The 21,237-nt window shown below is 67.1% G+C and carries 24 protein-coding genes; 8 read left to right on the top strand and 16 right to left on the bottom strand.

The annotated features are described in order from the left end of the window. Positions 1–95: 95 nt before the first annotated feature. Entirely contained in the window at positions 96–860 is a 765-nt protein-coding gene (locus tag HCT51_RS11040; RefSeq protein WP_166874001.1) for an ABC transporter permease, read from the bottom strand. Beyond that, positions 857–1,756 (bottom strand): ATP-binding cassette domain-containing protein, encoded by a 900-nt coding sequence (locus HCT51_RS11045; protein ID WP_166874004.1) that lies wholly within the window; start codon positions 1,754–1,756, stop codon positions 857–859. Before HCT51_RS11045 ends, HCT51_RS11040 begins: the two co-directional genes overlap by 4 nt. A gap of 112 nt (positions 1,757–1,868) precedes the next feature. Here HCT51_RS11045 and HCT51_RS11050 point away from each other — a divergent pair, with 112 nt between their 5' ends. Then, positions 1,869–2,624 carry a TetR/AcrR family transcriptional regulator gene (locus tag HCT51_RS11050; RefSeq protein ID WP_166874007.1) on the top strand — a complete coding sequence of 252 codons (756 nt, stop codon included), beginning with the start codon at positions 1,869–1,871 and terminating at the stop codon, positions 2,622–2,624. A 30-nt stretch (positions 2,625–2,654) separates the two neighbouring features. Here HCT51_RS11050 and HCT51_RS11055 read toward each other — a convergent pair whose 3' ends face one another. From HCT51_RS11055 to HCT51_RS11070, 4 genes are all read right to left on the bottom strand, one after another. Next, entirely contained in the window at positions 2,655–3,635 is a 981-nt protein-coding gene (locus HCT51_RS11055; RefSeq protein ID WP_166874010.1) for a YeiH family protein, read from the bottom strand. A gap of 14 nt (positions 3,636–3,649) precedes the next feature. Next, entirely contained in the window at positions 3,650–4,414 is a 765-nt protein-coding gene (locus HCT51_RS11060) for a fumarylacetoacetate hydrolase family protein (RefSeq protein ID WP_166874013.1), read from the bottom strand. A gap of 75 nt (positions 4,415–4,489) precedes the next feature. Further along, on the bottom strand, positions 4,490–5,599 hold the full coding sequence (locus tag HCT51_RS11065; protein WP_166874016.1) for a branched-chain amino acid aminotransferase: 1,110 nt from the start codon (positions 5,597–5,599) through the stop codon (positions 4,490–4,492). Positions 5,600–5,619: 20 nt separating this feature from the next. Continuing rightward, entirely contained in the window at positions 5,620–6,699 is a 1,080-nt protein-coding gene (locus HCT51_RS11070; protein ID WP_166874019.1) for a 3-isopropylmalate dehydrogenase, read from the bottom strand. Positions 6,700–6,841: 142 nt separating this feature from the next. Here HCT51_RS11070 and HCT51_RS11075 point away from each other — a divergent pair, with 142 nt between their 5' ends. Next, on the top strand, positions 6,842–7,093 hold the full coding sequence (locus HCT51_RS11075; protein ID WP_166874022.1) for a DUF6458 family protein: 252 nt from the start codon (positions 6,842–6,844) through the stop codon (positions 7,091–7,093). 311 nt (positions 7,094–7,404) lie between these two features. After that, the gene (locus HCT51_RS11080) at positions 7,405–7,761 is read left to right on the top strand and encodes a hypothetical protein (protein ID WP_166874025.1); all 357 of its coding nucleotides are present in this window, start codon (positions 7,405–7,407) and stop codon (positions 7,759–7,761) included. 71 nt (positions 7,762–7,832) lie between these two features. On the opposite strand, the gene serA is transcribed toward HCT51_RS11080, so the two are convergent. Genes serA through HCT51_RS18745 form a run of 7 tightly spaced genes read right to left on the bottom strand, consistent with a single transcriptional unit; the run spans position 7,833 to position 14,502 of the window. Next, the gene (gene serA, locus HCT51_RS11085) at positions 7,833–9,422 is read right to left on the bottom strand and encodes a phosphoglycerate dehydrogenase (RefSeq protein WP_166874028.1); all 1,590 of its coding nucleotides are present in this window, start codon (positions 9,420–9,422) and stop codon (positions 7,833–7,835) included. Positions 9,423–9,472: 50 nt separating this feature from the next. Continuing rightward, a complete protein-coding gene (locus HCT51_RS11090; protein ID WP_166874031.1) occupies positions 9,473–9,814 on the bottom strand; it encodes a hypothetical protein in 342 nt (113 codons plus the stop codon). Between the two features lie 2 nt (positions 9,815–9,816). After that, positions 9,817–10,245: a hypothetical protein gene (locus HCT51_RS11095; protein ID WP_166874034.1), complete on the bottom strand. Its 429-nt coding sequence runs from the start codon at positions 10,243–10,245 to the stop codon at positions 9,817–9,819. Between the two features lie 9 nt (positions 10,246–10,254). Further along, positions 10,255–11,427: a mannitol-1-phosphate 5-dehydrogenase gene (locus tag HCT51_RS11100; RefSeq protein ID WP_166874037.1), complete on the bottom strand. Its 1,173-nt coding sequence runs from the start codon at positions 11,425–11,427 to the stop codon at positions 10,255–10,257. A gap of 9 nt (positions 11,428–11,436) precedes the next feature. Next, on the bottom strand, positions 11,437–11,703 hold the full coding sequence (locus HCT51_RS11105; protein ID WP_166874040.1) for a DUF3039 domain-containing protein: 267 nt from the start codon (positions 11,701–11,703) through the stop codon (positions 11,437–11,439). A 25-nt stretch (positions 11,704–11,728) separates the two neighbouring features. Next, positions 11,729–13,300, bottom strand: coding sequence for an ABC transporter permease (locus tag HCT51_RS11110; protein ID WP_166874043.1), 1,572 nt, complete (start codon positions 13,298–13,300; stop codon positions 11,729–11,731). After that, positions 13,276–14,502: an ABC transporter ATP-binding protein gene (locus tag HCT51_RS18745; RefSeq protein ID WP_224760456.1), complete on the bottom strand. Its 1,227-nt coding sequence runs from the start codon at positions 14,500–14,502 to the stop codon at positions 13,276–13,278. Before HCT51_RS18745 ends, HCT51_RS11110 begins: the two co-directional genes overlap by 25 nt. A 245-nt stretch (positions 14,503–14,747) precedes the next feature. On the opposite strand from HCT51_RS18745, the gene HCT51_RS11120 reads away from it, so the two are divergent. From HCT51_RS11120 to HCT51_RS11135, 4 genes are all read left to right on the top strand, one after another. After that, positions 14,748–15,440 carry a phosphocholine cytidylyltransferase family protein gene (locus HCT51_RS11120; protein WP_166874045.1) on the top strand — a complete coding sequence of 231 codons (693 nt, stop codon included), beginning with the start codon at positions 14,748–14,750 and terminating at the stop codon, positions 15,438–15,440. 67 nt (positions 15,441–15,507) lie between these two features. Beyond that, a complete protein-coding gene (locus tag HCT51_RS11125) occupies positions 15,508–16,305 on the top strand; it encodes an ABC transporter permease (protein WP_166874049.1) in 798 nt (265 codons plus the stop codon). 56 nt (positions 16,306–16,361) lie between these two features. Beyond that, positions 16,362–17,084, top strand: a complete 723-nt coding sequence (locus HCT51_RS11130) for an ABC transporter ATP-binding protein (protein WP_224760775.1) — start codon at positions 16,362–16,364, stop codon at positions 17,082–17,084. 96 nt (positions 17,085–17,180) lie between these two features. Continuing rightward, on the top strand, positions 17,181–17,480 hold the full coding sequence (locus HCT51_RS11135; RefSeq protein ID WP_166874056.1) for a hypothetical protein: 300 nt from the start codon (positions 17,181–17,183) through the stop codon (positions 17,478–17,480). A gap of 48 nt (positions 17,481–17,528) precedes the next feature. On the opposite strand, the gene HCT51_RS11140 is transcribed toward HCT51_RS11135, so the two are convergent. After that, positions 17,529–18,161 (bottom strand): hypothetical protein, encoded by a 633-nt coding sequence (locus HCT51_RS11140; protein ID WP_166874059.1) that lies wholly within the window; start codon positions 18,159–18,161, stop codon positions 17,529–17,531. Positions 18,162–18,242: 81 nt separating this feature from the next. On the opposite strand from HCT51_RS11140, the gene HCT51_RS11145 reads away from it, so the two are divergent. Then, positions 18,243–19,121: a hypothetical protein gene (locus HCT51_RS11145; RefSeq protein ID WP_224760457.1), complete on the top strand. Its 879-nt coding sequence runs from the start codon at positions 18,243–18,245 to the stop codon at positions 19,119–19,121. A gap of 18 nt (positions 19,122–19,139) precedes the next feature. Here the strand turns inward: HCT51_RS11145 and HCT51_RS11150 are convergent, their stop codons facing one another. Together HCT51_RS11150 and HCT51_RS11155 are read right to left on the bottom strand one after the other, a co-directional pair. Beyond that, the gene (locus HCT51_RS11150) at positions 19,140–19,685 is read right to left on the bottom strand and encodes a hypothetical protein (protein ID WP_166874062.1); all 546 of its coding nucleotides are present in this window, start codon (positions 19,683–19,685) and stop codon (positions 19,140–19,142) included. Positions 19,686–19,839: 154 nt separating this feature from the next. Further along, on the bottom strand, positions 19,840–21,138 hold the full coding sequence (locus HCT51_RS11155; RefSeq protein WP_166874065.1) for a CDP-glycerol glycerophosphotransferase family protein: 1,299 nt from the start codon (positions 21,136–21,138) through the stop codon (positions 19,840–19,842). Positions 21,139–21,237: the final 99 nt, after the last annotated feature.

Raw genomic sequence — 21,237 nt, forward strand, 5'->3', positions numbered from 1 at the left:
GGGCGCGAGCGACGCCGTTTGTGCGCGCAATGAGGCATTATGCGGGGACGCATAGCGCCGTTCTGCGCGCACAAACGGTGCTCGGTGCTGGTGAGCTACCGCCGCGCCGACTTGCGCCAGAGCAGCACCGAGGCGACGACCGCGACCAGCATGATGCCGAGGCACCAGAGCACCGCCGGCAGCAGGTAGTCCCCGATCGGCAGCCCGAACAGCAGCCCGCGCACCGTCTCGTTCACCGGCGTGATCGGCTGGTGCTCGGCGATCGGCCGCAGCCACTCGGGCAGCGTCTCGACCGGCACGAACGCGCTCGAGACATAGGGCAGGAACAGGATGCCGAAGCTGAAGCCCGACGCCGCCTCGACGCTCTTCGCGATCAGGCCGAACATCGCGGCGAGCCAGGACATGGCGAGGATGAACAGCGCGAGCACGCCGAGCGCGCCCAGCCACTCGAGCGGGCCGCCGGTCGGCCGGAAGCCGAGCACTACCGCCAGGCCCATCACGATCCCCGTCGAGGCGAAGTTGCGCAGCACGCTCGCGGTGACATGTCCAGTGAGCACCGCCGATGCCGCCATGCTCATCGTGCGGAACCGGTCGACGATGCCCTCGGTCATGTCCTTGGTCACCGAGATCGCGGTCATCGACGCGCTGTAGCCGCCGCAGAGCAGGATGATGCCGGGCACGACGTAGTTGATGTACTCAGTGTCCGGGCTGATCGCCCCGCCGAAGACGTAGGTGAAGATCAGCAACAGCATGACCGGCAGGATCACGCTGATCAGCAGTGCGTCGAAGTTGCGCAACGTATGCCGCACGCTGCGGGTGATCATGGTGCCGCTGTCGGCGGCGATGCTGGCGATGCTCATGCCAGGGCTCCTTCGAGTTCGGTGGCGGGCGCGGGTGCGCGGCTGTCGGTGAGGGCGAGGAAGACGTCGTCCAGGGTGGGCTTGCGGATACCAATGTCGGCGATGCCCAGACCGCGCGTCTCGAGTTGGTCCAGGATGCCGCGGAGTTCGCCGATGCTGCCGTCGGTCGGGATCCGCTCGGTCGAACCGTCCAGCCAGGTCACCTCGACCTGGTCGGCACCGACCCGGGACTTCAGCTCGCCCGCGGTGCCCTCGGCGATGATCCGGCCCTGGTCGATGACCGCGATCCGGTCGGCGAGGCGATCGGCCTCCTCGAGGTACTGCGTGGTGAGCAGCACGGTGGTGCCGTCGCCGACGAGTTCTTCCACGGTCTCCCAGACGTCCTGCCGGCTGCGCGGGTCCAGCCCGGTGGTCGGCTCGTCGAGGAACACCACCGGTGGCGCCGCGATCAGGCTGATCGCAATGTCGAGCCGCCGGCGCATGCCGCCGGAGTACGTGGACACCCGCCGGTCCTGGGCGCCGACGAGGTCGAACTGGGCGAGTAACTCCGCGGCGCGGTCGCGGGCCGCGCGCCCGGACAACCGGTTCAGCCGGCCCATCATCACCAGGTTCTCCCGGGCGGTGAGCAGCCCGTCGACCGCGGCGAACTGCCCGGTGAGGCTGATCGAGCGGCGCACGCCCGCGGCATCCGTCAGCACATCGTGACCGTTCACCTGCACGGTTCCGGCATCCGGTCGCACGAGCGTCGACATGATGTTCACGGTGGTGGTCTTGCCCGCTCCGTTCGGCCCGAGCAGCGCGAACACGGTGCCGCGCTCCACCTCGAGGTCGACGCCGGCGAGCACCTCGTTCCGTCCGAACGCCTTGGTCACCCCGCTCAATTCGATGATCGCCATCTCTGGTCTCTCCCTAACTGTTTATGACGTACACACAACGGTTTATGTTATACACAGTTATCCGGATGTCGTCAACCGCCGTCACCCGAACGACCTGTGGAAAACTGGGGACGTGACCGATACGCAGCAGCTCCCGCACGAACTCCGCGTCGCGTGGGGGCTGGACGCCGCGGCGACTCGCGGCCCGAAGCCGGGCCTCAGCATCCACCGGATCCTGCAAGCGGGGATCGAACTGGCCGACGAGCAGGGGCTGGCGGCGATCTCGATGGCGAGCGTCGCGAAGCGGCTCGGGTTCACTTCGATGTCGCTCTACCGTTACGTCGAGTCGAAGGACGAGCTGCTGCGGCTGATGGCCGACGCCGCAATCGAGCTGCCCCCCGCGCTGGCCGCCGGCTCAGGGTGGCGGGCGGGGCTCGCCGTCTGGACGCGGGCCATCATCGCGCACTACCGCGACCACCCCTGGGTGTTGGAACTGCCGATCACCGGCGCCCCGGTGCTGCCGAACAACCTTGCGGTGATGGAGCTCGGCCTCTCCGCGCTGGAGCAGACGCCGCTGGTGCCCCAGGAGAAGCTCGCGACGATCCTGCTGCTCAGTGGCTACGCGCGGAACGAGGCGATGCTCGCGGCGCAGCTCACGCAGGGGCGCGCGCAGAGCGGGCTCACCCCCGACGAGGCAGGGCAGCAGTACGCGGCCGCGCTCGGGCTGCTGGTCACCGCCGAGCGCTTTCCGGCGCTCGCGAAGCTGGCGGCATCCGGAGTGTTCACCCAGCCGAGTGACGTCGACTTCCCACCCGAGATGACGCAGTTCGGCCTCGACCGCATCCTCGACGGCATCGACGCGCACATCGCCCGCCTGCGGACTTCCTAGGCGCGGCTAGCGGGCAGCGTCGCGGGCCCGCTACCCGCCCGCGGTCTGCACCGCGACCAGGGCCATGCCGGCGATCGCCACCCACGAGGCGAGGCCCACGACCGCGGCCCGCCAGCCGGAGCGCGCGAGCTTCTCGAACCGGATCGCCGCGCCGAGCGCGAACAGGGCCATCGCCAGCAGTACCGTCTGCAGCAGATCGGCGCCCAGCAGCACGAGCTCGGGAACCGGCAGCCAGCTGCGCACCAGCACCGCCGCGATGAAGCCGGCCACGAACAACGGCACGATCGGAGGCAACGCTCCCCCGCCACCGCGGCGACGCACAGCCAGCGACACCGCCGCGGTGAGCGGTGCGAGCATCAGCACTCGGGTCAGCTTGACGACGATCGCCACCGCGAGGGCGGCCGACCCTGCGGTCTGCGCCGTGGCGACCACCTGGCCGACATCGTGCACGCTGGCGCCGACCCAGGCGCCGAACTGCTCACTTCCGAGGCCGAGCGGATGCTGCAACACCGGCAGCACGGCGATGGCGAGCGTGCCGAACAGGGTGACCAGGGCAACCGGGGTGGCCTGTTCCGCCGGCTTGCTGCGGGTGACCGACGCCACGGCTCCGATCGCGGAGGCACCGCAGATCGAGAACCCCGCCGCGACCAGCAGCGGCTCGTGCCCGGGCAGCCGCAAGAGCCGACCGAGCAGCCAGGTGAGGCCGAACGTGATCAGCACGATCAGCACCACCAAGGCAATCGCCAGCCAGCCGAGCTCGGCGATGTCGCCGAGGCTCAGCTTCAGGCCGAGCAGCACGATGCCGATCCGCATCAGCCGCTTCGAGGCGAGCGAGAGGCCCGTGCTGAGCGGGCCGTCGAGCGCGGGGCGCAGCGCAGGCAGCTGGCCGGCGAGGATGCCGAGCACGACGGATGCCGTCAGCAGCGGGATCGCGGGGACCGCGGCGTGCACGGCCCAGGCCGCCGCGGCCGCTACTGCGGCGGCGGCGAGACCGGGGAGTGTGGCGCGCATGTGGAGCGGGATCGCTACCGGTTTCTCGCCGGGTTCTCCAGCGTGCCGATGCCGTCGATCGTGATCGACACGGTCTGGCCGTCGACGAAACCGCCGAGGCCGGCGGGCGTGCCGGTCAGGATCAGGTCGCCCGGCAGCAAGGTCCAGACATCCGAAATGTATTCGATCAGCTCTGGCACCTTGTGCAGCAGGTCGGACGTGCGTCCGTGCCGGCGTAGTTCGCCGTCCACGTGGGTGGTGATCTCGAGGTCGCTGGTGTCGAGCTCGGTCTCGATCACCGGACCGATCGGGCAGAACGTGTCGTACCCCTTCGCCCGCGCCCACTGTCCGTCGGCGAACATCTGGTCGCGAGCCGAGACGTCGTTCGCGATGGTGTAGCCGAAGACGTAGTCCAGGGCGTTCTCGGCCTTGACCTGCTTGGCGATCTTGCCGATCACCACGGCCAGCTCACCCTCGTGCACGATCCGTCCCTCCACTGGGGGAATCTGGATGGCCTCGCCCGGCCCGATGATCGATGTGTTCGGCTTGAGGAAGATCAGCGGGCTGGTGGGGGCGTCGATCGCCATCTCCGAGCGGTGCTCGGCGTAGTTCAGGCCAACGCAGACCACCTTCGAGCGCGGGATGACCGGTGCCAGCAGTTTCGCGTCAGCGAGGGGAACCCGCTCCCCCGTGGTCTCGTACCCCGAGAACATCGGGTCGCCGGTCAGTACCACCAGCTCGTCGCCGTCGAGGATCCCGAAACGCGGGTCGCCGTCCTTACTGAATCGCGCGATCTTCACAATTGCCCCATCGGTCGCGACACGCGCGACAAGTTGTTTTTACGTCAGCTTTCAGTTTATCGGCTGGACGACCGCTTAGGCGTCGAGGCGCGTCAGCCAGCCGTGGCGGTCTTCGACCCGCCCGTACTGGATGTCGGTGAGCTCCTGGCGCAGCGACATCGTCAGTTCACCGGGGGCAGCGTCGGCGGAGCCGATCTCGTAGTCGGCGGTCTTCAGCATCGCGATCGGCGACACGACCGCTGCGGTACCGCAGGCAAAGACCTCGACGATGTCGCCGGACTCCACTCCCGACTTCCACTCGTCGATCGCGATCTTGCGGCGCTCAACCGTGTAGCCGCGGTCGGTGGCCAGCTGCAGGATCGAGTTGCGGGTGACACCGTCGAGGATGCTCTCCGACTCCGGCGTGACCAGGGTGCCGTCCTTGTAGACGAACACGATGTTCATGCCACCGAGCTCTTCGATGTACTTGTGCTCGACGTCATCGAGGAACAGCACCTGGTCGCAGCCCTGCTCGTACGCCTCGGCCTGGGGCAGCAACGACGCGGCGTAGTTGCCGCCGGTCTTCGCGGCTCCGGTGCCGCCGCGGCCAGCGCGGGAGAACGTGGTGGACAGCCAGATCGACACCGGGGCAACGCCGCCGTGGAAGTAGGCGCCGGCCGGGCTGGCGATCACGTAGAACGCTACCTTGTTCGCCGGGCGAACCCCGAGGAACGCCTCCTTGGCGAACATGAACGGGCGCAGGTACAGGCTGGTGTCCGGGGCGTCGGGCACCCAGTCGCCGTCCACGGCGATCAGCTGCTTGATCGCGTCGATGAAGTACTCCTCGGGCAGCTCCGGCAGCGCGAGCCGGCGAGCCGACCGGTTGAAGCGGGCGGCGTTCGCCTCCGGGCGGAAGGTCCAGATCGACCCGTCCGCGTGGCGGTAGGCCTTCATCCCCTCGAAGATCTCCTGGCCGTAGTGCAGTACCGCGGCGGCAGGGTCGAGCGAGATCGGCCCGTACGGCTGCACGCGGGGACGGTGCCATCCGCCCTTCGCCGACCAGCAGATATCGACCATGTGGTCGGTGAAGTGCGTGCCGAACCCGGGGTCGGCAAGGATCGCGGCCCGTTCGGCGGCACCCTTCGCGGCGAGGTTCTTCGTCACGGCGAACTCGAGATCTGTGGCTGAGGCGATGGGGGCGTCCATGGGTGTCCTTTGTGTAGTGCTTACTTCTGTGTCACGGCGTGAGCCGAGGTGCGGGCGACCGCTGCCGCGATGGCGTCGCCGACCTGTGCGGTCGACCGAGCCTCGCTGCCGCGCGCGGCCAGGTCGTCGGTCACCGACGCGCTCACTCGGGCTGCGGCATCCGCGAGTCCGAGGTTCTCGAGCAGCAGCGCGACCGAGAGGATCGCTGCGGTCGGGTCAGCCTTCTGCTGGCCGGCAATGTCGGGCGCGGAACCGTGAACCGGCTCAAACATGCTGGGGAAGGCGCCATCCGGGTTGATGTTGCCTGAGGCTGCCAGACCGATGCCGCCGCTGATTGCGCCTGCCAGGTCTGTGATGATGTCGCCGAAGAGGTTGTCCGTGACGATGGTGTCAAATCTACCCGGATTCGTGACCAGAAAAATCGTCACCGCGTCGATGTGCAGGTAGTCGACCGCGACGTCCGGGTATTCGGCGGCCACGGCGTCGACGGTGCGCTGCCAGAGTCCGCCCGCGTGCACGAGCACGTTGGTCTTGTGCACCAGGGTCAACTTCTTGGCAGGGCGCCGGTTCGCCGTCTCGAACGCGAAGCGCACCACGCGCTCCACCCCGAATGCCGTGTTGACGCTCACCTCGTTGGCCACCTCGTGCGGCGTTCCGACACGGATGGCGCCGCCGTTGCCCACGTACGGGCCCTCTGTGCCCTCACGCACCACGACAAAGTCGACCGCGCCCGGTGTGGCGAGCGGCGACGACACGCCCGGGAACAGGGTGGTGGGGCGCAGGTTCACGTAGTGGTCCAGGGCGAAGCGGAGCTTCAGCAGCAGTCCGCGCTCGATGATGCCGCCAGCAAGGCGTGGGTCGCGCGGGTCACCGCCGACGGCGCCGAGCAGAATCGCTTCGTGCTTCTTCAGCGCGGCCAGGCTGTCGTCGGTGAGGATTTCGCCAGTTGCCAGGTAGTGGGCAGCCCCGAAGGGGTACTCGGTGACGTCCACCGTGACGTCCTCTGGCACGGCGGCGTGCAGCACCTTGAGGGCTTCTGAGATGACTTCCGGGCCGATTCCGTCGCCGGGAATCACTGCGAGATCAATGGTTCGAGACATGGCTAAAGGGTAGTCCCCACCGGAGGGGGTACGAATTAACCCCCCGTACGGGGGTCGTTGTCACTATGCTTGTGCCGTGGCAGCCCCGGCGAGAGATCCTCGCTGGTGGCACGACCACCGGAAATTGGAGGGACGCTGCACCATGAGTATTGGATTTGGAGTCTTCCTGTTTGTTGTCGGCGCGATCTTGGCATTCGCCGTCAACGTCGAATTCGACTGGATCGCACTGTCGACCGTCGGCTGGATCTTGATGGCCGCGGGCGTGATCACGGTGATCATCGGGATCGTCCTTCTGGCGCGCCGTCGCCAGTCCATCAGCACCACCCGCTCCGCGGTTGACCCCGCGAGCGGCGAGCAGGTGACGCGTCGCGAGAACCTCAGCGATCCGCTGTAACCGATCGCGCACTTCACCCGAGGCCGGGCCGCTCACGCGGCCCGGCTTTGCTGTTCCCGGGGCGGTCGGCGTTCCGAACGGCATTGCGGCCCGCGCGCGCGGGCCGCAGGTGCAGTCGCGCACGCACGGGAAACGCTCGCTGCCCGCAGTCGCGTGCGCTCGCGATTGTTCAGGCGCGAAAGCAACTGAGAAGCGCGGGATTCGCGGGCTGCCAGCCGACTGCAACTCAGGGACGCGCGCGCGGGCCGGGATGTAGCCCGGGCCTCGAGCCCCGGGCTCACAGGCTGAGCCAACGTCAATAAGCTGGACTCATGGAAATACTTAGCAACATCCTGCTCGTGCTGCACTTCATCGGTCTCGCCTCGCTGCTCGGCGGGTTCCTCACCCAGATGTCGGGCTTCAAGACCGGCGCGGTGCGCATCAACCCGGCGATCCTGCATGGCGCGCTCACCCAGCTGGTCACCGGGGTGCTGCTGGTGGGCGTCATCCAGATGGGTGACCTCGGTGAGGTCGACAACATCAAGATCGCCGTGAAGCTGGTGATTGTGCTCGTGATCTACGTGCTGGCCTGGATCAACCGCAAGAAGGACCCCGTGGCGGTGCCGATCCTCGGCACGATCGGCCTGCTGACCATCGCGAACATCGTGATCGCGGTGTTCTGGAAGTAGCGCGGCTCCCCCATTCCGCAGATGAGGCCCATGTCCAAACCGGACATGGGCCTCTTCTGCGGAATCAATGACTAGTCGACGACGTCGATTTCCTTCAGCAGGTCGGCATCGATGGCCACCGCAACCTTGGTCAGCAGGCTCTCGGGAACCTTAGAGTCCACGACGAGCACGCTGAGCGCCTTGCCGCCGGCCTCGTGGCGGGCGATCTGCATGCCGGCGATGTTGACCTGCGCCTCGCCGAACTCCTTGCCGTAGATTGCGACGATGCCGGGACGGTCGGTGTAGAGCATCACGATCAGGTGCTTGGACATCGGCACCTCGACGTCGTAGCCGTTGATCTCGACGATCTTCTCGATCTGCTTCGTGCCGGTCAGCGTGCCAGACACCGAGATCTGCGAGCCGTCGCTCAGCGCACCGCGAATGGTGAGCAGGTTGCGGTACTCCTCGCTGGCCGACTCGGTGATCAGGCGCACCTCGATGCCGCGCTGCTCGGCGAGCAGCGGCGCGTTCACGTAGCTGACCTGCTCGCTGACGATGTTCAGGAAGATGCCCTTCAGCGCGGCGAGCTTCAGCACGCTCACGTCGAACTCGGCGATCTCGCCGCGCACCTCGACGTCAACGCTGGTCAGCGGGCTGTCGACCAGTCCGCTGAACACCTGGCCGAGCCGCTCCATCAGCGGGATGCCGGGGCGCACCGACTGGTCAATGACGCCACCGGCAACGTTCACGGCATCCGGAACGAGTTCGCCGCCGAGCGCCAGCCGCACCGACTTCGCAACCGACACACCGGCCTTCTCCTGCGCCTCGTCGGTGGAGGCACCGAGGTGCGGGGTAAGGATGATGTTGTCGAGCTCGAGCAGCGGCGAGTTCTTCGGCGGCTCGTTCACGAACACGTCGAGGCCGGCACCGGCGATGCGGTTCGACTTGAGCGCCGCATACAGCGCGTCTTCGTCGATGATGCCGCCACGGCTGGCGTTCACGATGCGCAGGGTGGGCTTCGCCTTGGCGAACTCGTCCGCGCCGATCAGGCCGGTGGTCTCGGGCGTCTTCGGGATGTGGATGGTGATGAAGTCGGCCTGCTCCATCAGCTCGTCGAGGCTCAGCAGGGTGACACCGAGCTGCTGGGCGCGCGCTGGCGTCACGTAGGGGTCGTAGGCGACCAGGTTCGCGCCGAATCCGGCGAGACGCTGCGCCACCAGGGTGCCGATGCGGCCGAGGCCGACGACGCCGATGGTCTTCTCGTACATCTCGACACCGGTGAACTTGGAGCGCTTCCACTCCCCCTTCTTCGCCGAGTGGTTGGCGTCGGGGATGAACCGGGCCAGCGACAGCAGGTGGCCGATCGCCAGTTCGGCGGCGCTCACCACGTTGGAGGTGGGTGCGTTGACAACCATGACACCGGCGGATGTCGCGGCCTTGATGTCCACGTTGTCCAGGCCAACCCCGGCACGGGCGATCACCTTGAGCTGCGGGGCCGCGGCGATGGCTTCGGCGTCCACCTGGGTGGCGGAGCGCACCAGGATGGCGCTGGCGTCGGCGAGCGCCGAGAGCAGGGCCGGTCGATCGGTTCCGTCAACGGAACGGACTTCGAAGTCGGGGCCGAGGGCCTCAACGGTAGCGGGCGAGAGTTCTTCTGCGATCAGCACGATCGGCTTTGCCACGACGGTGTCCTTTTTGCGAGAGGGGTGGGAACCTGACGCAGTTTACCGGGCTAGAGACCGCCGGCTCGCACGTACGCGGTGAGGCTGAGGCTGAGCACCGCCACCAGGCAGAGTCCGCCGACCAGCAAGGCAGCCTTCTGCAGCAGCGGCCTGCGGCGACCGAGCACCGCGGCGAGCGCGAACGCGGCGACCGGCGCCACGGTGTTGGCGATGAACGCGGTCCACGGCACCGGCGCGCCGACGCTCGTGAACGTGCCCGGCGCGACCACCAGGGTCTCGATTGCTTCCCACAGGTCGTAGGCGTAGAGCAGCCCGAAGAGGATCAGCAGCGACAGCCCCGGCCACGACGGGCGGGCGCGCTCCGTGACGGCAGGGTTAGCGACATCCGACATTCTTAGAATCCCCCCAGTACCAGTGGAACGGGCACCAGCAGCACCACGCCGGCGAGCAGCCAGCCCAGCCGCGTCACCGTCGAGCGGCCGCGAGTGAGCAGGAAGGTGGTCGCCATCCAGACGGCGGGCGCGGCGATGGCGAGGAACTCGCCGAACTGCGACATGATCTCGGCGAACAGGGTCGCCATGCTGAACGGGTCGCGGGTGATCGCGATCACCCAGCCCACGGTGTACAGCAGGTAGATGCCGCCGATGATGCCGTAGACCACGAGCAGCACGGAACCGGTCACCGGGCGGGCGTCGGAGCCCTGGGTGGCGTCCTCTGCCACCTCGTCCGACTCGTCGCCGGACGCCGCTCCCGCACGCGGCGGGAGGTCAAGCTGCGAGTCGCCTGCCCAACTGAGGGCTTCCTCGTCGGGTTCGGTGCTCATGCTTCGAGCCTAACCGTCGGTCATGCCCTTCGAGACCGTGCCCTTCGAGACGGTGCGGGTGACGCTGTCCTGCATCAGGCCGACGACCGGCGCGAACAGCGGATGCTCCTGCTCGAGGCCGGTGATCTCGACGACGAGCTCGGCGGGGCTCCGGTCGCTTGCCAGCAGCGCGCGCAGTTCGACGCTCTCCGCGTCGTCTGGCACATCGAACTGCAGCGCCGCGTCGATCGCCCGCAACAGCGCGGGCGTCTGCTCGCCGCGCTCGGCGAGTTGCGCGGCGGGGCCGATGAAGCGCTCGTGGCGGCTCAGCTTGCGCAGCGGGTTGCGGCCCACCCGCTCGCAGGTGTCTGGCAGGTGCTCGTTCGAGATGCGCGCCAGGGTCTTCTCGATGTACGCCTGCTGCTCGTCGTCGGTGAAACCGTGCTTGGCCACGAGCAGCGTCTTGGTCTCGGCCAGCACCGCCCGCACCTCCGCCTGCAGCGCCGGCGTGCCGAGCACCTCGCGGATGGTCGCAATGCCCTGCAGATGGCCGTGGTAGGCCGCGGTGGCGTGCCCGGTGTTGACCGTGAACAGCTTGCGCTCGATGAACGGGGTGAGGTCATCGACCCAGGTCACCCCGAACAGGTCGGGCTCGGAGCCGTGGAACGGTGTGCGGTCGATCACCCACTCGAAGAACGACTCGAGCGTGACGTCGAGGCCGCCGCCGCGCTGCTCCGGCACGATGCGGTCGATGGCGCAGTTCGCGAAGACCGCGTTCTGGGCGGGGTTCAGCCGGTGCACGTCGCCGGCGAGGGTATCGGTGGCGTTGATCGCGTTCTCGCAGGCGATCACGGCCAGCGGTGCACCGCCGGTGCGGGCGGCGATGCCCGCCGCGATCAGCGGCGCCACGAACGGCAGCACGCGGGCGCCGACCGCGGTGGTGACGATGTCCGCCGACGCGATCTCGGCGATGACGTCGGCCTCGTGGCTGCGGCTGTTGATCGCACGATAGCCGTCGACGGTGCGGACCTGGGCACCCTCGCCCACCTCGTGCACCTGGTAGCTGGGCTGCGACTGCAGCGCCATGATGAGCTCATCGCTCACATCGGCGAAGACGACCTCGTAGCCGGAGGCGTGGAGGAACTGTGCGACGAACCCCCTCCCGATGTTTCCCGCACCGAAATGGACCGCCGTCTTCGCCATGCGCTACTCCTACACCTTGAGTTTTTCGTAGATCGCCTTGCACGCTGGGCACACCGGAAACTTCTCGGGGTCGCGGCCGGGCAGCCACTTCTTTCCGCAGAGGGCGCGGACCGGCTTGCCGGTCATCGCCGATTCGACGATCTTGTTCTTCGGCACGTAGTGCGAGAACCGATCGTGGTCGCCATCCTCGATCTGCTCGTCATTCAGAAGCTTTTCGAGTTCGCGGTCGAGAACGTCGGTTCCCCCGCCGCTGTGGTCATTGTCGGTGCTGCTCATGCACCCCATGGTAGTTCGGGCGTCGTCAGTTTCGCTGACTGAAGGCGAGCAGCTCTGGTGCGCGACGTTCGAACAGTCGCCCGCCGAGGTGCACGCCGGCCCAGAGCACGAACGAGCCGAACACCACACCGGTCAGCAGCGTCGCCCAGTTGTACCAGCCGTCGAGGAACAGGCTGGCGATGCCCAGCACTATCGCAGGCCCCGCCAGCACGATCGTGGCGAAGAACGACAGGGTCTGAATCAGAGCGGATGCCGTGTTGCCCGACTGCGGCTGTGTGAAGGGGCTATCGCCCGGTCGCACCGCGGGATACGGGAACTGGGCGGACATGACGCTGGAGAGGCCGAGGCCGACCAGCAGGATGCCGAGGCCGACCCCGCTCATCGCCGGCAGCACCGACCAGTCGCCGTACACCCAGGCGCACAGCACCGAGGTGACGAGGGTCAGCGGGACGCCGAGCGCCAGCGCCGGCAGCACGCGGCCGATCCGGTCGTCACGGCCGCGCGTGTTCGAAGCGATATGCAGCCACAGTGCGGTGTTGTCGTAGGCGACGTCGTTGTGGATCGACCAGCCGAGAAACAACGCCACCACGGGAACGGGCAGCAGCGCGATCAGGTCGCTGGGCACCCCGGCGATGCCGAGCGGCACCACCATGATCAGCGGCACGATGGGGATGATCACCAGGGACACCTTGTATCGGGCGTCGCGCATCCAGTACGTGATGCTGCGGGCGGCGATCGCACCGGCCGGGCTGGACCCGACTCGGCCGAACCAGCCGATTCCGCTGTAGTGGGTGGCCGCCGCCTCACGCTGCGGGGTGACCAGCATGTGGGCGACCAGCGCCCGCCACGCGAGCCAGAGCAGTGCGACGAATCCGAGTGAAAGCAGTGACTTGATCAGCGCCGGGCCCACGTCGCCCGCCGCGGCATCGGCCGGCGCGGCCCAGGCCGCGCCGAGCGGCGTCCAGCCCGCGACATCCGCAAACGAAGTCAGCACACCGAGACCGTCGACCATCCAGTCGACCTCGCTCAGCAGCACGACCACCGGTGCCAGCAGCATCAAGCCGACCACGGCGACCAGGGCGGTGGCGTCCCTCGCCCGTCGGCTGGCCAGCGCGAAGGCTCCGATCGACGTGGAGACCCTGGCGGCAAGCAGACAGGTGGCCACGATCATCGGGATGGCGAGAATCGAGAGCAGCGTGGCCAGTACGCCGCGGCTGAAGGTGACAACCTGGCCGACGCCGACCACCGTGGCCGCCAGGGCGGGCACGCCGAGCAGGGTGCTCACGGCGAGCGCGGTGGCCAGTGTGGTGGTGTCGATGCCGAACAGTGAGAACTTGCGCGGATCCAGCGGGTCATCAATGCCGAAGAACAGCGGAACGATGAAGGTGCCGGCGACGATCAGGGTGCCCGCGGTGACCACGATGGCCCTGGCGGTGTCGATCTCGACCAGGCGCAGCCCAACAAGCGCGAGAAAGCCGAACACGGCGAATCCCAACCCGTACAGCAGACCGACCAGCGTGCCGACCACCTGCCACGGACTGCGCTTGAGGGTGTTGGCGAGCAGTCGCAGCTTCAGTCGGAGAAACTGTGCAACCATTCCATGCCCTCCGCTGCCTTGCGGCCGCCGGCCAGCTCGACGAACCGGTCCTCGAGCGTCTTGCGGCCGCGCACCTGACGCATCGTGCCGGTGGCCAGCACGTCGCCGTGCACCACGATGGCGACCGAGTCGCAGATGCGTTGGATCAGGTCCATGCTGTGGCTGGACAACACGACGGTGCCGCCGGCCTTCACATAGCGCTGCAGGATCTCGATCACGTTCGCGGCCGACACCGGGTCGACCGACTCGAACGGTTCGTCCAGCACCAGCACCCGCGGCGAGTGGATCATCGCGGAGGCCAGGGCGATCTTCTTGGTCATGCCGGCCGAGTAGTCGGTGACCAGGCGGTCGAGCGCGTCGGTGAGGCCGAACGCGTGCGCCAGGTCGGCGCTGCGTACCCGCACGCTCTCCGGGTCAAGACCGCGCAGCGTGCCGGCGTAGTGCAGCAGTTGGGCGCCGGTGAGCCGGTCGAACAGGCGCAGCTGGTCGGGCAGCACGCCCATGTTGCGTTTGGCGACGACCGGGTTGCTCCAGACGTCGGCTCCGTGGATGGTGATCAGCCCGGCATCCGGGCGCAGCAGGCCGGTGACCATCGACAGGGTTGTGGTCTTGCCTGCACCGTTCGGGCCGACCAGGCCGAAGAACGATCCGGCGCGCACCTCGAGGTTGATGCCGTTCACGGCGACCGTGTTACCGAACCGCTTGCTGAGTCCCTCGATCCGCAGCACCACCTCGGCCACCGGCGTCGGCGGCTTGGGGGTGCGTTTCGGGGCGGGCTTCACCGGCGCGCGCTTGGCCGGGGCACGCTTGGCGGGCACCTTCTTCGGAGCCGGAGCTGCGGATGTCGCCTTTCCGGGCGCTCGCGCCTGCGGGGCCGTCGGGGCCGGAGCCTCGGCGGTGGTGGGGCCCGCGGTGGGGTCTGACTGGTCCGGTGTGGGAGGCGCCACCGGAGTCACTTCCGGTGCCGCGTCGGTCGCGGCATCCGTCGGCGTCTCCTGCTTGCCTGCGCTCGTGTCGGCGGTCACGGTCGTCGGCACGGCGGCGGACGCACGCGACGCCGTCGTGCGGCGCACCGGCCTCTTGGCCGCGGACTGGGCGGACGCTGTGGACTTTCGCGGCGCGGTCTGCCGCGCATCCGGCGCTTCGGCTGGCGTCGCCTGATGGGGCGTCGCAAGCTCGGAAGCGTCGGGTTCTGTTTCCACGTGACCCACCGTAGCAAGGGTGCACAGACGCGTTTGTCTCGGCTGCGATTTCGTTACGAACTGGCTCCCCAGACGTGACGAACTGGCTCTCACAGGGGCTTCGGGTACACTCTTACGAGCACAACGTAGTGTCCAGACAGAATCTCTGGCGTGAACACTTGGTGAAATCCGCCATTCCTGCAGTGACACGCAGCACTACGCCGTGTCGCCCGAGCGCCAGAGCCCCACTCATTAGGAGACAAATCGTGAGCACTCAGGTAGTCATTCTGGCAGCCGGTATGGGTAGCCGCCTGGGTCGTTCCCTGCCGAAGCCCCTCACCGAGCTGAACGACGGCCGCACCATCATGCAGCAACAGTTCGAGAACATCCACCACGCGTTCGGCCGCGACGCGAAGGTCACCATCGTCGTCGGCTACAAGCTCGAGCACATCATCGAGGCGTTCCCGAACGCTTCGTATGTGTACAACGAGCAGTACGACCAGACCAACACTTCGAAGAGCCTGCTGCGCGCCCTGCAGTCGTCCAAGGACGGCGGCGTGCTGTGGATGAACGGCGACATCGTGTTCGATCCGGCCGTGCTGGTTCGTGCCGCCAAGATGATCGACCAGGACCAGTCCTTTGTGACCGTGAACACGGAGAAGGTCTCGGACGAAGAGGTCAAGTACACCACCGACGCCGAGGGCTACATCAAGGAGCTCGCGAAGACCGTGAAGAACGGTCTGGGTGAGGCGATTGGCATCAACTACATCTCCAGCCGCGACAAGGCGGCGCTGGTGCGCCACCTGCAGCGTGTCGGTGACCAGGACTACTTCGAGCGTGGCATCGAGCTCGCGATCGAGCAGAACGGGATGCGGGTAGAGCCGATCGACATCTCCGACCTGTACGCCGTCGAGGTCGACTTCGCCGAAGACCTCGCCCGCGCCAACCTGTTCGTCTGATCCCGCAGTTGCCGAAGGCCGCGCCCGGCGCACGGAACGCCGGTCAGCGCACCATACGATAGTCGACGTGTCCGTTACCGCACCCACGCGCCATGCTTGGTCGCCCTTCGCTCGGTATCGCCATTCGCTGTGGCTGCTGACCGTTCGCGACCTGCGCGTCAGGTATTCGACATCCTTCCTCGGCTATTTCTGGTCGATCCTCGACCCGCTGGTGATGGCGGGCATCTACTGGTTCGTCTTCACGCAGGTGTTCGACCGCTCGGTCGGCCAGACGCCGTACATCGTGTTCCTGCTGTCGGCGCTGCTGCCGTGGATGTGGTTCAACGGCGCCGTGTCCGACAGCACGCGAGCGTTTCTGCGCCAGGCGAAGCTCATCCGGTCGACGAAGATCCCGCGCACCATCTGGGTGTTGCGGGTGGTGCTGTCGAAGGGCATCGAGTTCTTGCTGAGCCTGCCCGTGCTCGCCCTGTTCGCGATCGTGTTCGGCGCGCAGCTGCACTGGGAGGTCGTTTACTCCGTGCTGGCGATCGTCATGCAGACCGTGCTGACGGTGGGTGTCGGGCTGATCGTGGCTCCCCTCGTGGTGTTCTTCCGCGACCTCGAGCGCGCTACCAAGCTCGCGCTGCGGTTCCTCTTTTACGCATCGCCGGTGATCTACGGCATCAGCGACCTACCCGCAGGGTTCGAGTTCTGGATGTCGTTCAACCCGCTGGCCGGAATCTTCTCGCTGTACCGTGCCGCATTCTTCCCCTCCGAGTTGCACTGGATCCCGGTGATCATCGGCGCGGCCATGAGCCTCGTCATCCTGCTGATCGGCATGCTCGTGTTCAAGCGGGCCGAACGCAGCGTGCTGAAGGAGATCTGATGCCGTCCACACCGATCGCTGAGCCGCTCGCCACCCAGCCGGCGAGCGGGCCCGTCATGTCGGTGCAGGGCCTGGGCATCCGGTTCCGCCGCAGCCGCCGCGGCCGCCGCACCTTCAAGGACCTGTTTGCCCCGAAGAACCGGCGCAGCCGTCCGGGTGAGTTCTGGGCGCTCCGCCATGTCTCATTCGACGTTTCACCGGGCGAGGCCATCGGCGTCGTCGGGCGGAACGGTCAGGGCAAGTCCACCCTGTTGAAGCTGGTCGCCGAGGTGATGATCCCGGATGAGGGCTCCGTCGGCGTGCACGCGGGGGTGGCTCCGCTGATCGAGATCACCGGAGGATTCGTCGACGAGCTGTCGGTGCGCGACAACGTGTACCTGACCGCCGGCCTGCACGGCATGCTCCGGCGCGAGATCGACGAGCGGTTCGACGAGATCATCGACTTCGCCGAGATCGGCGACTTCATCGACACGCCGTACAAGCACCTCTCCAGTGGCATGAAGGTGCGCATCGCGTTCGCGGTGATCTCCCGCCTCGAAGAACCCATCCTGCTGGTCGACGAGGTGCTCGCGGTCGGCGACAAGGCGTTCCGCGAGAAGTGCTACCGGCGCATTGAGGAGATGCTGGCCGGCGGTCGTACCCTGTTTTTCGTGTCGCACAACGAGCGCGACCTGAAGCGGTTCTGCAGCCGGGGCCTTTACCTCGACAAGGGCGCGCTCGTGCTCGATGGGCCGATCGCCGACGTGCTCGATCGGTACAACGCCGACTACGGGTCGTAGGCGGCTCACTCGGCTCCACTCCCCCACAGTGCGTGAACGGATGCCGCGATCCCCAGCCATTCCGGGGTTGTCGGGGGCGGTTCGTAGCGTGCAACCATGCTTCGAATCGTTGGCGATGGAACTCCGCACGACCCCGCGTACCGTGTGCCGTTCCAAGTGCAGCGCGAGCGCGCGCCGGCCTACGGACTGCTGAATATCGGCGACGAACGGTTGCGCGGGATCAGCTTGGCGCTGCTCGGCGATGGCCGACTGCTGTGGGGAATCCCGACCGTGCTCGAACCAGGGCACAGCATGCTCGTGCATGCGCACGGAGATGACCTCGCGCGCAGCTCCGTGGTGGTCGTGCGGTGGTTCCGGCCATCGGACGATGAGTACCTCTGGCGTGTGAGTTTCTAGCGGGACACCGCGATCGTGGCGGAGAACCGGTTCCCGACATCCGCACCGCTACATCTCGTCGTCCATCTCGGCGATGTATGCGTCAGCCAGGAGGTCGAACTCGTCTTTCTGCAGTCCAAGGGACTCACGCAGCTCGGCGCGCGAAATGAGGAGTAGCTCGTACTCGAACTCCTCGGTCAGGTCGTGCTTTTCGGCGAACCGGATGCCCATCGTGAACCAGCGCCCGGCGAGTTCGGTGTCGCCGAGGCCGGCGACGATGTCGGCCATCTCCGCGAAGCTGTCGAGGTCCAGCGGCAGTCGTTTGCGCAGGCCGGCTTCGACCTCGGTCGCCTTAGCCTCGTCTCCGACGACTCGCAACGCCTCATAGAGGCGGATCCGAACGTCGGGAATCAGCCAGTCACCGATCGCTTCCGCGGCCTCGACGGCACGCAGCGCCAGGTGCAACGCCCGCTCGTCATCGCCCGCATAGGACGCCTGCAGGCTCGCAGCTCGGAGCAGGATCGGCCGCAGTTCCTCGCCTTCCAGCTCGAACTCGTCGTCCGTCGCCCAGTGTTCGGCGGTCTCCGACCGGTTGCGATAATCGGCCTGGCTGGGTTCATCGTCCATCTCCCCGCTCAGAATCGCTTCCATGTCCTCGAGAAGGAGGTCGTCAACCATGTCGTAGGTGATGAGGGTGCTCACCCCAGCAGAGTAACTTCAACCCGGTGGGACTTCCAGCAGGTCTGCTTAGGATGGGCTTCCCACCACAAGGGAGAGTGTGACGTGCCGACAATCGATCCTTCCAAGGTCGCCCAGCACCCGATGGCGGTGCGCGGTTTCGACAGGCTGCTCACCGTGCAGCGTCCGGTCGTGCTCGCGCACATCCGCAGCATCCGTCGGAAATATCCCGACGCGAGCCCTGAGCATGTGATCCGCATCCTGGAACGCCGCTATCTGCTGGCGGTGACCGGTGGCGGCGCCGGGGTAGGCATGGTGGCGGTGGTGCCGGGAGTCGGCACCGGCCTCAGCCTCGCGCTCACCGGCATTGAGACCACCACGTTCCTGGAGACCAGCGCCCTGTTCGCGCAGTCGATCACCGAGATCCACGGAATCGCGGTGACCGATCCCGACCGTGCCCGCACGATCGTGATGGCGATGATGCTCGGCTCGTCCGGCGCCGATCTGGTGCGTCATCTGGCCGCGCAGGCGACCGGCCGAGGCGCCCCGATCTCGCGCTTCTGGGGTGATGTGATCGGCCGCAACGTGCCGCAGGCGTTCATGGGTCAGATCGCCGACCGCGTGAAGCGGATGTTCGTGAAGCGCTTCGCCGTGAATACGACCGCGGGCGCGATGGGTCGGCTCGTGCCGTTCGGCATCGGCGCCGTGATCGGCGGCACCGCCAGCCACATTCTGGGCCGCAGGATCGTGCAGAGCTCGCAGGAGGCGTTCGGCCCGGCGCCGGTTAGCTTCCCGCTCGAGCTGGAACCGCGCGAGCCGCGTGGCGCGCGCGAGCCGCGCGAGCCGCGCGAGCCGCGTGTGCGTCAGCCCAAGCAGCCCCGCACTCGCGGTCTGAAGCCGGCGTGGTTGCGCAGGGATGACACGCTCATCATCGACGCCAACCCGAACACCGGTGACACCCCGGGTCAGCCTCCGACCGCATAGCGAACCGGCAGCCGATTTTCATGCGTCGGCTACCGCAGCCCTCGCACGCCGTCGGCGCCACAACCGCGCCAGCGTGACCCCGAGCGCAGCGCCCGCAGCCCCGAACCCGAACAACACCAAGGTCTGATTTCCCATGGCAATGCCGACAACGCCCATGATGATCCCGCCGGGGATCATCGCCACTCCCCCGTATGCTTCCCGCGTCTTAACCGGCAGGTATCCGCTCAGCTCTCCGATGAAGTAGTACCCGGCGCAGCTGACCGCGAAGCCGGCAATGCCGATATTCGTCCAGATGGGTTCGTCCGTGAGAGCGCCGACGCCGGCCGCGGTGATCGATCCGGAGAAGACCACGCCGATGATCCCGGCCCTCCACCCCATCATCACCGCGGCACCCATCACGCTGCCTATGAGAATGCAGGCGAGTGTCACCACGACAATCACCGGACCGAGGAAGTCCTCGTACAGATCGTTGAGTTCAGACGACATGGACGTGAACGGCGCCGGAATCAACAGCACAATAACAACACCGAGCAGCACCATCGGCAGCCGGGTGGCAATCGTCATGAGCGGATGTTTCGGCGCAGTCGCCGACGCTCCGCGCTCCGGCCTGCGACTCCGCGGCTGCACTCGTTTCTTCTGACCCGATCGCCCCATGCCCCCGCCGTTCCGTCCCGCCAAGGCTACCGGCGGTTCCAGCCGCTCGAGCGGCTCCCCCGCGTCAGTCGGCTGCGGGCGCCTCGTCTTCGTCTTCGTCGTCCTCGAACGGGGCAGACTCGCTCTCCACCCGGTCAGCGGCATGCAGCGCAGCCTGCGCGTTCCACTGCTCGATCAGGTGCTCGACCGCGGCGTGGAAACGCGCCGTCGCCGCTCCCGGCGTGGTGTCACCGAAGTGACGCTCCACCCAGTGGTGCAGCGTGTCGAGGGCCGCAGGGTCGCTCTGCACCCGGTCGACGATGCCGACGATGCTGCTGGCCTGATTGACTGCCAGCCACTCGCTGTCCCCGAGGAACCCGCCCTCATCGACGTCGGCGAGCGGCGACGCCGGACGGGTCACGATGATGGGTTTGCCGGTGGCCAGCCGGTCGTAGACCATGGCCGAGACATCGGTGATCGCGACATCCGCAGCCGCCAGCTGCCAACCCAACTGCGGACCGTCATCGTAGATGTGGTGCGCCGCAGTATCGGCCGCGTTCGCGGTCTCGATCATCGCAATGATCTTCTGGTTTGCCGCCTTGTACTCGCGATCCACGACGCCGCTGCGCGGATGCGGCCGGTAGATCACCCGGTGCCTGCCGCTCGCCAGCAGTTCCTTCACCAACGCAACACCGTGCGAGGCCACCGAGCCGTATGCGGCGGCGGCGCGGTCGCCCTCCCAGGTCGGGGCGTACAGTACGACCGCCCGATCGTCGGGCGTGTAGGGCAGTTCGGCGGCGAAGTGATCGGCCTGCGGGCGGCCGATCGGGATGGCTCGCTTGTCGAGGTCGAAGTCCCACAGCTTGTGGCTCAGCCGGTCAAGCGCCGCCTGACCGGCGACCAAGCTGTAGTCGTAGGCCTTGAACTGGTTCGTGGTCATGTACATCTTGTCGCTCTCACCGTGATTGATGAACACGTGCCACATGCGTCCGTACCGGAACATCTGGAAGTTCTTGGTGTTCTGGTTCACGTAGAAAACGATCTTCAGATCCTGCTCGGCCACGAACCGTTCCAGTTCGACGACCTTGCGCAGGTACACCGTCGGCACCGGGGCCTCGTCCCAGAGGGTGAGGGCGGTTCCCGGTGACCGGGAGATGATCGCCACCTTGTGCTGCTTCGCCAGCTCCACGAGCGGCGCGTACCACTGGCGGATCTGGTACAGGTTCACCCGGCTGTCGGCGAAGTACACCGCGATCTCGATGCTGCCGGGCTCCGGCCGGGTAGTCGATGGCAGTCTTCGCTGCAGTTGCTTGCGGGTGCGACGGGAACGGAGGATGTTTCCCACGAGTCGTCTGGCGGTCTTGATGTCTTTGAACAACGGCACGAAAAAATCCTCCAGCGATGCGCGTCTTGCAGTGCGGCCTTCCCATTACAACAGCGCGGATTGAGCGAACCTGGGGGATCTGCGGGATAGTTGTTCAAT

The sequence above is a fragment of the Salinibacterium sp. ZJ450 genome (genome assembly GCF_011751885.2).
In the GTDB taxonomy this organism is placed as follows: Bacteria; Actinomycetota; Actinomycetes; order Actinomycetales; family Microbacteriaceae; genus Ruicaihuangia.